11 protein-coding genes, 1 tRNA gene and 1 riboswitch are annotated in these 14,064 nt (G+C 63.4%); of the genes, 6 read left to right on the top strand and 6 right to left on the bottom strand.

All coding sequences use genetic code 11. The annotated features are described in order from the left end of the window. Window positions 1-53: 53 nt before the first annotated feature. Together FB597_RS07980 and FB597_RS07975 are read right to left on the bottom strand one after the other, a co-directional pair. Window positions 54-1,820 (bottom strand): glycosyltransferase family 39 protein, encoded by a 1,767-nt coding sequence (locus FB597_RS07980; protein WP_255517112.1) that lies wholly within the window; start codon window positions 1,818-1,820, stop codon window positions 54-56. Window positions 1,821-1,871: 51 nt separating this feature from the next. Then, window positions 1,872-2,375 carry a hypothetical protein gene (locus FB597_RS07975; RefSeq protein WP_144769078.1) on the bottom strand — a complete coding sequence of 168 codons (504 nt, stop codon included), beginning with the start codon at window positions 2,373-2,375 and terminating at the stop codon, window positions 1,872-1,874. Here FB597_RS07975 and FB597_RS07970 point away from each other — a divergent pair. The 4 genes from FB597_RS07970 (at window position 2,332) to FB597_RS07955 (ending at window position 6,762) form a co-directional block, all read left to right on the top strand. Next, a complete protein-coding gene (locus FB597_RS07970; RefSeq protein ID WP_144769076.1) occupies window positions 2,332-3,528 on the top strand; it encodes an MFS transporter in 1,197 nt (398 codons plus the stop codon). The genes FB597_RS07975 and FB597_RS07970 overlap by 44 nt on opposite strands. A 26-nt stretch (window positions 3,529-3,554) precedes the next feature. Further along, entirely contained in the window at window positions 3,555-4,058 is a 504-nt protein-coding gene (gene ssb, locus FB597_RS07965) for a single-stranded DNA-binding protein (protein WP_144769074.1), read from the top strand. A 251-nt stretch (window positions 4,059-4,309) separates the two neighbouring features. Next, window positions 4,310-5,200 carry a universal stress protein gene (locus FB597_RS07960; RefSeq protein ID WP_144769072.1) on the top strand — a complete coding sequence of 297 codons (891 nt, stop codon included), beginning with the start codon at window positions 4,310-4,312 and terminating at the stop codon, window positions 5,198-5,200. A gap of 107 nt (window positions 5,201-5,307) precedes the next feature. After that, a complete protein-coding gene (locus FB597_RS07955) occupies window positions 5,308-6,762 on the top strand; it encodes a GntP family permease (protein ID WP_144769070.1) in 1,455 nt (484 codons plus the stop codon). Between the two features lie 47 nt (window positions 6,763-6,809). Here FB597_RS07955 and FB597_RS07950 read toward each other — a convergent pair whose 3' ends face one another. The 3 genes from FB597_RS07950 to FB597_RS07940 all read right to left on the bottom strand — a co-directional run bounded on the left by FB597_RS07950 (window position 6,810) and on the right by FB597_RS07940 (window position 9,790). Then, entirely contained in the window at window positions 6,810-7,754 is a 945-nt protein-coding gene (locus FB597_RS07950; RefSeq protein ID WP_141914292.1) for a Na/Pi cotransporter family protein, read from the bottom strand. Between the two features lie 282 nt (window positions 7,755-8,036). Beyond that, window positions 8,037-8,113, bottom strand: a tRNA-Arg gene (locus FB597_RS07945). A 57-nt stretch (window positions 8,114-8,170) separates the two neighbouring features. Next, a complete protein-coding gene (locus FB597_RS07940) occupies window positions 8,171-9,790 on the bottom strand; it encodes a glucan biosynthesis protein (RefSeq protein ID WP_141914290.1) in 1,620 nt (539 codons plus the stop codon). Window positions 9,791-10,047: 257 nt separating this feature from the next. After that, a riboswitch (yybP-ykoY riboswitch) is annotated at window positions 10,048-10,254 on the top strand. Window positions 10,255-10,265: 11 nt separating this feature from the next. Here FB597_RS07940 and FB597_RS07935 point away from each other — a divergent pair. Further along, entirely contained in the window at window positions 10,266-10,841 is a 576-nt protein-coding gene (locus FB597_RS07935; protein WP_141914288.1) for a TMEM165/GDT1 family protein, read from the top strand. A gap of 103 nt (window positions 10,842-10,944) precedes the next feature. On the opposite strand, the gene FB597_RS07930 is transcribed toward FB597_RS07935, so the two are convergent. Beyond that, window positions 10,945-12,012: a type II asparaginase gene (locus FB597_RS07930; RefSeq protein WP_141914286.1), complete on the bottom strand. Its 1,068-nt coding sequence runs from the start codon at window positions 12,010-12,012 to the stop codon at window positions 10,945-10,947. Window positions 12,013-12,480: 468 nt separating this feature from the next. On the opposite strand from FB597_RS07930, the gene FB597_RS07925 reads away from it, so the two are divergent. Continuing rightward, the gene (locus tag FB597_RS07925) at window positions 12,481-13,983 is read left to right on the top strand and encodes an AMP nucleosidase (protein ID WP_141914284.1); all 1,503 of its coding nucleotides are present in this window, start codon (window positions 12,481-12,483) and stop codon (window positions 13,981-13,983) included. Window positions 13,984-14,064: the final 81 nt, after the last annotated feature.

The raw sequence follows: 14,064 nt of genomic DNA, 5'->3' as shown, positions 1-14,064 counted from the left end.
GGAAAAGCCGGCTTGGAACCGGCTTTTGTTGTATTGACATTCATTTCCGGTGTTTATTCCGGGGCTGTTTCGCTGCGGCGATAGACTTTCAGCAACTGGTCATCGTCGCCATCTCGGCGGCCTTCCCAGAACAGCGTCCAGTCGCCTTCAGGCAGCGGCGCCAGGCCCGGGGTTTGCAGAATCACCCAATTGCATCCGGTCTTGTTGATGCCATCGATCGGCTGGTGCAGGATGCCGGTGTAGTAATACAGCATGGGCGCTTCGGATTCGCCGAGGTTTTCGCTGGCCATGCAGTCGCTGGCGGTCCAGGCAGGGCCAATCTTCTTGTTCAGGTCGCCGTATACATATTCGTAGCTCTTGCCGTAATCGCCCCATGGCAGCAGCAGGGTATAGGCCACGCCCCACATCAGCGTGATGCCGGCGAACCAGCTGAAGGCGCCGCGCCATTTACCTGCCTGCTTCATTTTGTTGAGCCCCCATAGCCAGCCGAGCGTCATGGCGATGGCCGCTGCCACCGCCAGCGGCTGGAACGGCGTGATGAAGCCCAGCGGCAGCCATCTGCCGAAGTAGGCAATCCAATGGTGATATTCAGTCGACAACGTGGAGATCACGTAAGTGGTCCAGACCACGCTGGCGACAAAGCCGAAAAAGATGCGGGAAAACCAATCCCATGCGAAATGAAACCAGTCCGGCAGGCGCGGTATTGCGGCGGTGCCGAGCATGATCAGGGGAAGCAGCACCGGCAGGAGGTAGAGCTGGCGGGCGGTGGCGGAACTTTGCAGCACGGCGATGCTGATGGCGGCGAACGACAGCGGCAGCGCCACGCGCGGAGATAGGGTATTACGCCACCCGCCAACGGCCAGGGCCAGCAGTGCGAGTACCGAACCCGGCAGGGCGAAGCCGGTCAGCGCCCGCAGGATGACGGCCTGGTCATTATCGGAACCCAGCCTGGCGACCGAAAAGCCGAAGAAGCGCCCGACGTTGTTGTCCCAGAACCATTCCATGAACAGCGGCACCGAATGTTGCGCCAGCAGCGCCGGCCATACTACGAAGAAAGGCAGCGACACCAGCACGGCAATGCCGACCATCTTCCAGTACGAGCGGGAGCGGCATTCTCGCACCAGCACTCCCATGCACATGGCGGTCGCGGCGAAGGTCAGCGGCACAAACAGCCCCTTGGTCATTTCGGTGATGCCCACGCCCAGGCCGAACCATACCGCGGCCGCGAGGCGCGGCGCCTTGTTCTGTTCGTTCAGGGCGATGGCCAGCAGGCCGTAGGTGGCGATGGCGCCGCCGCATACCAGGGCGACGTCGGTGAACATGTCGTGGGCATGCTTGATCATGCCCGGCGAACCGGCGAACAACGCCAGCGTGCCAAGCACCGGCAGGCTGAACAGTGTGCGTTTGTCCCAGAGCATCATCGCAATCCTGGCGACGAATGCCAGGGTGACGATGTTGTAGAGCACACTGGCCAGGCGTGCGCCATCGTGGTAGTCCAGCAGCGGATAAAAGGCCTTGGCCAGCAGCAGCGCCGTCCAGTAATACAGCGGCGGCTTTTCCATGAACGGTTCGCCGGCGTTGGTGGGGACGAGGTAATCGCCCGAAACCAGCATGTGGTGGATGATGCCGAAGGTATAGGTCTCATCCTGTTTCCACGGGCCATGGCCGAAGATTCCCGGCAGCAGCCAGGCGCAGGCGATGAGGGCCAGCAACAGCCACGCGGCGCGGGGCGACGATGCGCCTTGCTCATGGCCGGCTGCGAAACGGGTGGGATGCGATGGGTCAGACTTGGCGTCAGGGGCCGGAGAGAAGAAAAACATGCTGATATGAGCGAGCCAGCGGATTGGTCGCGGGCAAGAAAAAAACAGAAATCAAAACCAAAGCGTGGAGATAGGCGCAGATGGGCAATGGCCACTGTCGTTATCCGCCCAGGCTTTCCCCCTGAACAACCGAACGATTGCTTCTTTTTCCTGGCGATGGCCATTGCTTTTTGGAAATGCGAGTCTTGATCGCATATCAGCGGCTTTTATATGAGTAATGCGGGAAAATGAGCAACCCCGCATTCTTGCATAAAGCTCATGAAGAATCCTGAATTCAGGCGCGCCAGGATGAATTTTCCGTGAAGAGAAAATGAAGTGTTGGATGAATGCCGCACATGGGCGAGCCCAGATCCAAAGAAATGCTATCGGTTCCCATTGGTTGGGGCATGCGCCGATGCTGTTACCATAACGTTTTCGTCTCATAGCAAGCGCGCAGCCGAAACGACGCGCAGCCGCCATTTTCGCCATGATCCAGTCCGCCACCTCATCCGCACAGCCCGAAAAATCCGGCATGTCGCGCGCGGAAGTGCGCGCCAGCACATCGCTGGCGTCCATTTTCGCCCTGCGCATGCTGGGTCTGTTCCTGATCCTGCCGGTGTTCGCCGTCTATGCCCATGGCTTGCCCGGCGGCGACAATGCCGCCCTGGTCGGCCTGGCGATGGGGATCTATGGGCTGGCGCAGTCGTTCGGGCAAATCCCGTTCGGTATCGCCTCGGACAAATACGGACGCAAGCGCATCATCGTGATCGGTTTGCTGCTGTTCGCGCTGGGTTCCTTCATCGCGGCGGCGGCCGATAGCGTGGCCTGGGTGATCGCCGGCCGCGCGATCCAGGGTGCCGGCGCGATCTCGGCCGCCATTACCGCCTTTATCGCCGACTCCACGCGTGAAGAACACCGTACCAAGGCCATGGCCATGGTCGGCGCCTCGATCGGGCTGACCTTTGCAGTCTCGCTGGTGGCCTCGCCGGTGCTTTACCGGCTTATCGGCATGGGCGGCATCTTCGGGCTGACCGGGGTGCTGTCGCTGCTGGCCATTGCTGTGGTGCTATGGATAGTGCCGGATGCGCCCATGGTCAAGGCCAGGCGCGTGCCGTTCAGGGAGGTGTTGCGCCATGGCGAACTGATGCGCCTGAACTTTGGCGTGTTCACGCTGCACATGACCCAACTGGCCATGTTCGTGGTGTTGCCGGGGGCGCTGGTGCAGTATTCGGGCATCCCGGTCGACGAGCATTGGAAAATCTACCTGCCGGTGGTGCTGGCTTCCTTCGTACTGATGCTGCCGCCGGTCTTCGTGGCCGAGAAGCATGGCCGCATGAAACTGGTTTTCGTCGCCTCCATCGCGCTGTTGCTACTGGTCCAGCTGGGTTTCTGGGCAGCGCTGTCGCATCCGGTGACGCACTGGTGGGTGCTGGTGGCGCTGTTGTTCCTGTTTTTTGTCGCGTTCAACATTCTGGAGGCTTCCCAGCCTTCGCTGGTATCGCGCATCGCGCCGCCGGCGGCCAAAGGCGCGGCGCTGGGCGTCTACAATACCTTGCAGGCGCTGGGACTGTTTTGCGGCGGCGCCCTGGGCGGCTGGCTCAAACAAAATGTAAGTACATCGGCAGTATTCCTGTTGTCGGCTGCGGCAACCCTGTCCTGGCTTATAATCGCGGCTAACATGAAAAACCTGCCGCGGCGCGGTGCGCATGCGGCAAGTGCAACTGCCTAACTGTAATTAGCAATCCAGGAGAAATAATGGCCTCGGTCAATAAAGTCATCATCGTCGGCAACCTCGGGCGCGATCCGGAAACTCGCTATATGCCGAACGGCGAAGCCGTCACCAATATCGCCGTCGCTACGACCGAAAGCTGGAAGGACAAGAACTCCGGCGAGAAGAAAGAGCTCACCGAATGGCACCGCATCACTTTCTACCGCAAGCTGGCGGAAATCGCCGGCCAGTACCTGAAGAAAGGGTCGCAGATCTACGTCGAAGGACGCCTGCAGACCCGCAAGTGGCAAGACAAGGAAGGCGTCGAGCGCTATACCACTGAAATCATCGCCGATACCATGCAGATGCTGGGCAGCCGCCAAGGCGGCGGTGGCGCCTCGATGGACGATGGCGGCGGCTATGGCGGCGGCAGCCCGGCGCCGCGCCAGAGCGCGGGAGCCGGTGGCGGCGGCGCGAGTGCCCCGCGCCAGCAGCCGGCTTCGCGTCCGGCATCGAATTTCTCGGACATGGATGACGATATTCCGTTCTGACGCGGATCAAAACAAGGCCGTAAAACAGATCGGGCGGAGCTGCCATGTAGCTCCGCTTTTTTTATTTGCCCCGCGTTTTCCAGGCGGCCGGGGCAGCAATGCCGGTTCGCCGGCAGAACGGGCCTTCTTCCTTTGCATCGCCGCCAGTCTTTGCCCCGGAGCATCTCTGCTACAGTGAAGCCTGCGGCGATTCATCCCGATTCAACCTGGCCCGATGCGGACATGGGCCACGTATCACAGGAGTCCTAAACATGAATGAGTTGAAGCAATCATCCAGGGCGGGAGCGGCGGCAAGGCTGCTGCTGGCAACAGACCTGGGCCCCGGATGCGACCGCGCCATGGATCGCGCGGCGCAGTTGACGGGAGAGTGGGGCGGAGAGCTGACCGCGCTCATCGTCGGCAACCTGTTGTCCTCCCCCGAGCGCATCCTGGCGTGGGCCGAGGGCGCCGACGAGAAGGCGTTGACCGAAGCCGTCAGGCAGCAGCTCATGCGCGAACTGAAGGCCGCCGGCGTCGACGCCCAAGCCAGGGTGGTCAACCATGCCGACAAGGCGGCGGCGATCCGCGAAACCGCGCAAACCGTCGGTGCCGATGTCATCGTGTGCGGCGCTTCCGGCCGGGGGCTGCTGGAACGCGTGCTGGGATCGACGGTGGAGCGCCTGGCCGGAACCGCGGCGCAGCCGCTGCTGCTGGTTCGCCGCCGTCCCGCCGGGCCTTACCGCAAGATTGCGGTCGCGACCGATTGCTCGGCATCCTCGCGCCAGGCGCTGCTGTCGGCGGCCGGCCTTTTCCCTCAGCGCGAGCTGGACCTCTGCCACGTGGTGACCCCGTTGATGTCGGGGCTGGCCGCTCCGCGGCATGGCGGCGACAGTGTCGACATGGCGCAGACCGAGCTGCCGGAATTCATTGCCGCCACACAGCTGCCCGCAGGCAGCCGCATCAAGCCCTCGGTGCAACGCGGTTCGGTGGAGACGGCGCTGACGAACTACGTCCGCAGGCATGACGTCGAGCTGGTGGTGCTGGGCTCGCACGGACGCAGCGGCCTGCTCGACTTGCTCATCGGCAGTACGGCGATGAAGCTGCTTGAATGGCTGCCTTGCGATGTGTTGCTGGTGCCGGATTCCCGCGCGCGCGGAACCTGACCGTATCCGCCCCTTGCCCTGCCGCGCCCAAGCCTTCCTGGATGAGCGCGGCGCGGATATCGGCCGGCGTTCGTCGTTCGACCTCAACGACCTTCTGAGCATTGGTAATGGCACTATTGGCCATCGTGGCCGCCCTGGCATTGCTCATGTGGGCAGCCTACCGCGGCTGGAGCATCCTGGTCCTGGCCCAGTTGGCGGCACTGCTGGCGGTGCTGCTCTCCGGCCAGCCGCTGATGGCGAACTGGACCATCACCTTCATGGGCGGCGCGGCCTCCTTCATTTCCCACTACTTCCTGCTGTTCTTGCTGGGCGCGCTGTTTGGCAAGCTGATGGACGACAGCGGCTCGCTCAAGACCATCGCCGATTTCATGACGGCCAGGCTTGGCTCCGGACGTGCGGTGCTGGCGGTGGTCCTGGCCGGCGCGTTGGTGACCTATGGCGGGGTCAGCCTGTTCGTGGCCTTCTTCGTCCTGGCGCCGATGGCGCATGCGCTGTTCCGGGCCGGCAACGTGCCGCCGCACCTGATGCCGGCGGCGATCCTGCTCGGCACCTCGACGTTCACCATGACCGCCTTGCCCGGCACGCCGGCCATCCAGAACGCGATCCCCATGCCGTTTTTCAAGACCACGCCATTTGCCGCGCCCGGATTGAGCCTGTTGGCCGCGGGCGTGATGCTGGCGTTCGGGCTGTGGTGGCTGGGCATGGCCGAGCGGCGTGCACGCCGGCGCGGGCTGGCGTATGCCGCCGATCGTAACGACTCCCACGACAGCGCCGTCGAGACCCCGCTGGTGCGGGAGCGGGCCACCGCCGCGCGCGAATTCGACCCGGCGGAACTGCACCGCGGTAGCCATGCCAGCCAGCCGCCGGGCATTGGCGCCGCAGTATTGCCGCTGTGCGTGGTCGTGGCGGGAAATTTGCTGATCAGCCTCGTGGTGCTGCCGCGCCTGGACGGGAGCTATCTGGCCGCGCCGCGCTGGGGCGGTACGACGCTGGCCGAAGCAGGCGGCGTATGGGCCGTGCTGATCGCACTGGGCGCCGCCATTTCCTGCCTGCTGCTATTGCATTGGCGGCGCATCGGTTCGGTGCGGAACAGTGTGGCCGCCGGCGCCAATGCCGCCGCGCTGCCGGTGTTGAGCGTGGCCAGCCTGGTCGGTTTCGGATCGGTGGTGGCGGCCTTGCCGGCGTTCGCCATGGTGCGCGACTGGGTGCTGGGAATCGATGGCGGGCCGCTGGTGTCGCTGGCGGTGGCGACCAATGTACTGGCGGCATTGACCGGTTCGGCTTCCGGCGGACTGACGATCGCGCTGGACGCTCTCTCGGGGGCCTACCTGAACCTTGCGCATGCGACCGGCCTGGATCCTGCGCTGTTGCATCGCATCTCGGTGATGTCGGCCGGCACGCTCGACAGCTTGCCGCACAACGGCGCCGTGGTGAGCCTGTTGGCGGTGTGCGGCGTCACGCACAAGGAAGGCTATCCCGACATGGTGATGGTGGGCATCGTCGGTCCCGTCCTGGCGCTGGTGGTCACGATCTTCCTCGGCAGCGTATGGGGCGCGTTCTGAACGCGCATGCGGCCGGCCTGCGGCGCGGCATCATCCGCCAACGATAGTCAGCCCGGGCGGGCGGCCGGATCGGGCAATTTCAGCACCGACACCAGGATGCGATGGCTCCACGGCAGCACCAGCAGGAATACCGTGGAGAGCAGGATATTGAAGCTCAGGTGCGCCAGCGCCACCGCCATGGTCGGCTCGCTGAGCCGCAGCATCAATTGCGCAAACGGCCGCAGCCACGGGAAGAGGAGGACGATGCTGATGATGTTGAAGCTGAAGTTGGCCACGGCGGTGGCCTTGGCCGTCTGGTTCATGGACAGGCACGCAATCAGGGCGGTGGAGGTGGAACCCAGGTTGGAGCCGATGACGAAGAAGATGGCGGCATCCGGCTGCATCATTCCCTGTTGGACCAGGATCACCGCCAGCCCGATGGCAACGGTGCTCGACTGGATCGCTGCCGTAAACACCGTCCCGATCAGCAAGCCCGTCATCGGCGAACTCACATAGCTGACGACCTCGTTCCACCACGGCTGCTGCTGCAGCGGGCGCAGTTCGACCGAGATCAGGTCCAGCGTGAAGAAGATCAGGCCGAAATAGAAGCAGGTCTTGCCGAACAGCTTGGCCCGCGTGGGCAGGATGGAGAGCAGGGTGCCGAGGACGATGAAGTAGGGACCGATGCCGGTCAGCTTGAACGACACCAGCCAGGCCGTGGTCGTGGTGCCGAGATTGGCGCCGAGCAGGATGCCCAGGCTGCTGCGAAAACTGAGTACGGCGGCGTCCACCAGGGAGGCCGTCAGCGAGATCACTGCTGCGCTCGACTGGATCAGCACGGTGGCGCTGGCGCCGATGAAGAACCCCACAAAGCGATTGGCCGTGACCCGCGCCAGCCAGGATTGCAGTTTCTCGCCGCCGACCGTGCGCAGCTCCCGGCTGAAGCCTTCCAGCCCGTATAAAAAGAGAACGATGGCCGAGATGACTGCGACGATGATCTGTAATTGCGACATGGCTCGATGGCGTGAGGTAGTTGAGGGCTTGTTTTAATCAGGAGCCATGCAGGCGCCAGGACGGAAGCGGGCGCTGACTTTAGCGTATGGCCGCGGTGCCGAATTCCGGCATTGCGCATTCCAGCCGGGGAAGATATTTACATATTTCGGCCGGTGTCGCCATTCCGGTTGTTCCGGCCGGTTGATCATTGCGGCCCCGCTTGTGGCTCCAATTGTGACCCCGATGGCGGCTCCGATCAGGCAAAGAAAAAGGGCCCATCTGACGATGGACCCTTTTGCATTTGGTGCGGCTGGCAGGAATCGAACCCACGACCCCTTGGTTCGTAGCCAAGTACTCTATCCAGCTGAGCTACAGCCGCAAGAGGCGAGATTATAAAGGCAATTCAAAAGAATGGGCAACTTTTTTATCGCGCGCCTCATCCGTACACCGGGCTGGTCTTGAAAGGGTGGTACTGGAACAGCCAGGTTTCGGTGAGCGCTTGGCCTTTGTCGCGCAAGAACAGGCGCATGTCGACCGGTTCATCGCCGTCCACGGCCAGGTCGAACTGCGCGCGCCAGTGGCCGGCGACGCCATCGGGCACCGGTTCGGCAAAGACATAGGAGAAACTGCCGCGCGAGGCGCCGAGCACCACTTCCGGCCTGGCGCCGAAGGGCAGCTTTTCCAGCGGCGCGCCTTGGAACTCCACCATGAACTTGCGCACATTGGACGGACGCGGCTGGCCCGGCTGGCCGCCGTTGCCCAAGCGGGTGGCCACGCAGCGCGCCAGCGGCGAAGGAAAGGGCTCGTCCTTCTGCCAATACAGGCGATAGCGCAGGCGATAACTGCTGCCCGCGGTTGCCGCCGCCTTGGGCACCCACATGGCGACGATGTTGTCGTGGATCTCGTCGTCGGTCTTGATTTCGATCAGTTGCACCGCGCCGTCGCCCCAGTTGTCCAGCGGCTCCACCCACAGGCTGGGCCGGCGCTGGTACATGACGCCATCCTGGTAATGGTCGAAGTCGCGGTCGCGCTGGGACAGGCCGAAACCGCGCAGGCCGCTGTCGGCGAAGGACGAGGCCATGGTGCGCGGCGGGTTGTTGAGCGGGCGCCAGATGTGTTCGCCATTGCCGTTCCAGATGGCCAGCCCGTCCGAGTCATGCACTTCGGGGCGCCAGTCGACGCCGGCGCCTTTGACGGTTTCCGAGAACCAGTACATCGAGGTGGCAGGCGCCAGCCCCAGGCGGGCGACATCGCGCCGCAGGAACAGGGATTTGTCGATCTCCATGGTCACGCCTTGGGCGCGGCGCATGGTGAATTTGTAGGCCCCGGTGACGCTGGGGCCTTCCAGCAGCGCATAGGCCACCACGGTGTCGCTGCCCGGGGCGGAAGGCTCGAAGAAGAAATGGGTGAAGTCGGGGAATTCCTCTTTCCGGTCGGCCTCGGCGACGTCGATGGCGATGCCGCGCGCCGACAGTCCGTATTGATAGAGGTCGCCGATGGCGCGGAAATAGGAGGCGCCGAGGAAGGCCACCCAATCGTTCTTGCGCCAGTCCTTTTCCTGCTGGTCGGCCAGGCGGCTTTCCTGGAAGCGGAAGCCGGCGAAGCCGCTGCCTGCCGGCAATTGGTGGGCAGGGCTGTCGGCCGGCATGTCGAAGTAGTTGTCGTCGTACAGGATCTCGCGCGCCCGGGTGGGGGCGCTGCCGGAACCGTCCAGGACGTACATGTGCACCGGCGCCGGAAAGAATTTGCCGAGGTGGAAAAAGGTCAGCGGAAACTGGCCGGGGCCATTGGCGAACAGCGCGTAATCGGTATTGAATCTGATCTTGCCGTGCGCTTCATAGTCGATGCGGTCGAGTATGTCGCGCGGGACCTTGTTATGCGGGTTGTAGGGCGTCTTTGCCATGTCGCGCGCGCGGGCGATCAGCGCGTCGAAGGAGAACCGCTCGGCCGGTCCGGTCTTGATGCGTCCGGCGGCTATGGTTTCCGGCGCGATGCCCAGCGCGGCCAGTGCGGCGGCGGCGGTGGCGGAGGTCAGGAAGCGGCGTCGGGTCAGCATGGGCATGGATTTTACTGTTTGTTGTCCGGAAGTATGGCGGCGCAAGGCCGCGGTGCACGGCCAGGCTCAGCCATGCCATTAAAGAGTTGCCGTCCAAGGCGATGGTTCCGCCGCGGGTGGGGCAAGCCGGCAAGTTCAGGCATTGTCTGACGCGCCGCGTGGGAAAGGGGGATGGGGGGAAAGGGAAGGCGATGCCATCATTGCAACGCGAAAAATTCCGCCTGCGCATGGACGCGGCGCTTCAAAATCAGTAAAATGCGCCGGTCATTGGGGAGTAGTCGCCTTCCATCCTGAGGAGGGGCCCGCGTCAACATGCTTGATCCACAGATCATGGCGCTGGCGGTTCCTGAGAACGCATGCCCCTGGCGGGATGCGTTCTTCGCTTGACAAGACCTTTGACCACGTAGCCTCCGACAATGGCCGGGGAGCGCGCGTGGTCATGTGTGTTTGTCCGGCCATGGAGAGAGAAACCCAATTGGATGCATTCCTTGTTTCCACAGGCATCGTCGCACTCGCTGAAATCGGCGACAAAACCCAGCTGCTGGCCTTCATCCTGGCGGCCAAGTTCCGCAAGCCCCTTCCCATCATCTTCGGCGTTTTGGTCGCGACCATCGCCAACCATGCTTTTGCCGGCGCGCTGGGCGCGTGGATCACTTCGCTGCTGTCGCCCGAAACCCTGCGTTGGGTGCTGGGCGTTTCCTTCATCGCCATGGCGGTGTGGACGCTGATCCCCGACAAGTTCGATGAGAGCGAGGCCAAGTTCGGTCGCTTCGGCGTGTTCGGCACCACGTTGCTGACCTTCTTCCTGGCCGAGATGGGCGACAAGACCCAGGTCGCCACCGTGGCCCTGGCGGCGCAGTACCATGCCTTCGTGCCGGTGGTGGCCGGCACCACGCTGGGCATGATGATCGCCAACGTGCCGGCCGTGCTGCTGGGCGACCGCATCGCCGGCAGGATGCCGGTGCGCGTGGTGCATGCCATCGCCGCCGCGATATTCGCCATCCTTGGCGTGGCCACCTTGCTGGGCGCGGGCAAGTCGCTGGGATTCTGATCCCGCGCTCGCCGCAAAGACAAAGCCCGCCGCATTCGCATACGGCGGGCTTTTTGATGCCGATTGCCGGCGGCGCGCTGGCGGGCGCCGCCGTGCCGGGCGATCAGTATTCCCAGAACATCTTCTGGATTTCCTTGGTGTCGGTGGTCCTGGTCAGTGCCAGCATCAGCAGGATGCGCGCCTTTTGCGCATTGAGAGTGTCGGAGACCACGAAGTCCAGCTTGTCGTCGTCGGCTTCGCCGTTGCGCGCCACGATGCCCTGGCCGACGCGGCTTGCGCGCACAATGACGACGCCCTTCTTGCGGGCTTCGGTCAGCGACGGCACGACGGTGTTGTTCAGGCTGCCGTCGCCCACGCCGGCGTGGATGATGCCTTGCGCGCCGGACGCCACGAAGGCGTTGAGCGCGATCGGGTTCATGTTGGCGTAGCCGTAGACGATGTCGACTTGCGGCAGCTTGTCCAGGTTGCTGATGTCGAACGGGGTGTCAACGGTGTTCTTGCGGGTCGACTGGCGATAGAAGAACGGCTTGCTGCCCTGGATGTAGCCCAGGAAGCCCAGTTCCGGGGTCTTGAAGGTGTCCAGCGTCGAGGTATTGGTCTTGGTTACTTCGCGGGCGGCGTTGATCTGGTCGTTCAGCGTTACCAGCACGCCCTTGCCGATGGCTTCCTTGCTGCCTGCCAGCAGGACGGCGTTATACAGGTTGATCGGGCCGTCGGCGCTGATCGCGGTCGACGGGCGCATGGCGCCGACGATCACCACCGGCTTCTTGCTCTTGACCACCAGGTCGAGGAAGTAGGCGGTTTCTTCGATGGTGTCGGTGCCGTGGGTGATCACGATGCCGTCAACGTCGTTCTGCGCCAGCAGGGTGTTGACGCGCTTGGCCAGTTTCAGCCAATAGTCGTTGTTCATGTTTTCGCTGGCGATCTGGAAAACCTGCTCGCCTTTGACGTTGGCCACCTTTTGCAATTCGGGCACGGCGGCGATGAGCGCATCCACGCCGACCTTGGCGGCGGTGTAGCCGACGGTGGTGGTGCTGGTGGCGCCGGTGCCGGCGATGGTGCCGCCGGTGGCCAGGATCATGACGTTGGGGAGATTCTGCGCTTGCGCGGCTGCGGCTGCGGCCAGGCAGAGCAGAACCAGGATTTGGCTGATGAATTTTCTAGCGAGCATGTGTGCCTCTGTATGTGTGATTGGATGTTTTTATGCCCCCGATAAGCCGGCATGGATCGGTTTGCCGGCGAGCCTGATGGGCTTCGGAGAACGGCCAAGATAGCACCCGCTCGTGTTGCGATCAAAGGTTTTTTTAACCCGTGGGAAGATGCACCGGCGCTGGGAATGGATGCACCCGGATGAGCTTGCGAAAGCACCATTGCGGAGCGCGGCATCCGCGATTTTGCAGCGGCCTTCGGGATTGCGCGGACAGGATGTACGGCGTCCGGGAAGCTTCCGACGATAGCATCGAACCCGTGCTGCGCAAAGGGAGGGAAGCGGGATATTGCGATGCCTGATCCGACGATGATGGTGAGGCGGCGACTCGGGTAATATCGTAGGTGCACACAAGGATTTTCAACGTCCGGCAATGGCCGGTAAAAAGCCGCACACCGGTTGTGCTGCGTGCGGCAATGATGGAGAAAGACGATGTTTGCCACCGAAAAATTCACCGACCCCGATGCCGCCTACGCGCGCGTGCTTGAGATCTATGAACGCAATACCGCCATCCTGCGCGATGCCTTCCGCAAGTTCTCGGCCGGGGAAGTCCTGGAGCAGCGCGTGCGCGCCTGCTATCCCTTCGTGCGCATTACCACCGAGAAGGCGACCCATACCGATACCCGCCAGTCGTTCGGCTTCGTCGCCGGCCCCGGTTGTTACGAAACGACGCTGACCCGGCCGGCGCTGTTCCACAATTACCTGCTGAGCCAGTTCAAGCTGGTGCTGCAAAACCACCAGGTGCCGCTGGAGATCGGCGTGAGCGATTTGCCGATTCCGGTGCACTTCGCCTTCCCGGAAGGCATCCACGTCGAAGGCAGCCTCGATCCGGAGCATCTGCGCTCGCTGCCGGACGTATTCGACCTGCCCGACCTGGCGGCCATGGATGACCGCATCGTCAATGGCACCTATGAAGTCGACAATGGCGCCTGGCGCGACGGCGTGCATCCGCTGGCGCTGTTTACCGGGCCGCGCATCGATTATTCGCTGCACCGGCTGCGCCACTACACGGCCACCTCGCCGGACCAGTTTCAGCGCTATGTGCTGTTCACCAACTATGCGTTCTACGTGGACGAGTTCGTGCGCCTCGGGCGCAAGCTGATGGAGCCTACGGACGATCCGCAAGAGCGCGCCTATCGCCAGCAATATGTAGCCTTTGTCGAGCCCGGCAACGTCACCACCTGGAGCGCCAACCAGGAGGAAGGAACGGCCCCGCCGGCATCGGGCGCGGCGCCGGCGCGCCAGCCGCAAATGCCGGCCTACCACCTGCAGCGCGCCGACGGCAGCGGCATCACGCTGATCAATATCGGCGTCGGGCCATCCAATGCCAAGACCGTGACCGACCACGTCGCCGTGCTGCGCCCGCACGGCTGGCTGATGCTGGGGCACTGCGCCGGCTTGTCGGCTTCGCAGCGCATGGGCGACTACGTGCTGGCGCACGCCTATGTGCGCGACGACCATGTGCTGGACGACGACCTGCCGCTGTGGGTGCCGATCCCGGCGCTGGCCGAAGTGCAACTGGCGCTGCAGGACGCGGTGGCCAGCATCACGCAGCTCAAGGGATATGAGCTCAAACGCATCATGCGCACCGGCACGGTGGCTTCGGTGGATGACCGCAACTGGGAGCTGCGCGACCATCGCATGCCGCTGCTGCGGTTTTCCCAGAGCCGGGCCATCGCGCTCGACATGGAAAGCGCCACGGTGGCGGCCAACGGTTTCCGTTTCCGGGTGCCTTACGGCACGTTGCTGTGCGTGTCGGACAAGCCGTTGCACGGCGAGATCAAGCTGCCCGGCATGGCCAACAGCTTTTATGAGCAGCGGGTGGCGCAGCACTTGCAGATCGGCATCCGTGCGCTGGAGCTGTTGCGCAACAACGGGATCGAGCAACTGCACAGCCGCAAGCTGCGCAGCTTCTCCGAACCGGCGTTCCGCTGACCCGCCTTTTCCGGGACTGGCTTCCGGAGGCGAAAACGCCCGCTGCAGCTACTGCAGCGGGCGTTTTTTTGCGGGGTCGTT

It is taken from the genome of Herbaspirillum sp. SJZ099, from assembly GCF_007828355.1.
In the GTDB taxonomy this organism is placed as follows: Bacteria; Pseudomonadota; Gammaproteobacteria; order Burkholderiales; family Burkholderiaceae_D; genus Herbaspirillum.
This window is presented reverse-complemented; position numbering and strand designations above follow the sequence as displayed.

Excerpts from the sequence above, each read along its gene's own strand:
- FB597_RS07980 (WP_255517112.1), bottom strand. The coding sequence starts at position 1,820 with ATGTTTTTCTTCTCTCCGGCCCCTGACGCCAAGTCTGACCCATCGCAT.
- FB597_RS07970 (WP_144769076.1), top strand. The coding sequence starts at position 2,332 with ATGTCGCGCGCGGAAGTGCGCGCCAGCACATCGCTGGCGTCCATTTTC.
- FB597_RS07975 (WP_144769078.1), bottom strand. The coding sequence starts at position 2,375 with ATGGACGCCAGCGATGTGCTGGCGCGCACTTCCGCGCGCGACATGCCG.
- ssb (WP_144769074.1), top strand. The coding sequence starts at position 3,555 with ATGGCCTCGGTCAATAAAGTCATCATCGTCGGCAACCTCGGGCGCGAT.
- FB597_RS07960 (WP_144769072.1), top strand. The coding sequence starts at position 4,310 with ATGAATGAGTTGAAGCAATCATCCAGGGCGGGAGCGGCGGCAAGGCTG.
- FB597_RS07955 (WP_144769070.1), top strand. The coding sequence starts at position 5,308 with ATGGCACTATTGGCCATCGTGGCCGCCCTGGCATTGCTCATGTGGGCA.
- FB597_RS07950 (WP_141914292.1), bottom strand. The coding sequence starts at position 7,754 with ATGTCGCAATTACAGATCATCGTCGCAGTCATCTCGGCCATCGTTCTC.
- FB597_RS07940 (WP_141914290.1), bottom strand. The coding sequence starts at position 9,790 with ATGCTGACCCGACGCCGCTTCCTGACCTCCGCCACCGCCGCCGCCGCA.
- FB597_RS07930 (WP_141914286.1), bottom strand. The coding sequence starts at position 12,012 with ATGCTCGCTAGAAAATTCATCAGCCAAATCCTGGTTCTGCTCTGCCTG.
- FB597_RS07925 (WP_141914284.1), top strand. The coding sequence starts at position 12,481 with ATGTTTGCCACCGAAAAATTCACCGACCCCGATGCCGCCTACGCGCGC.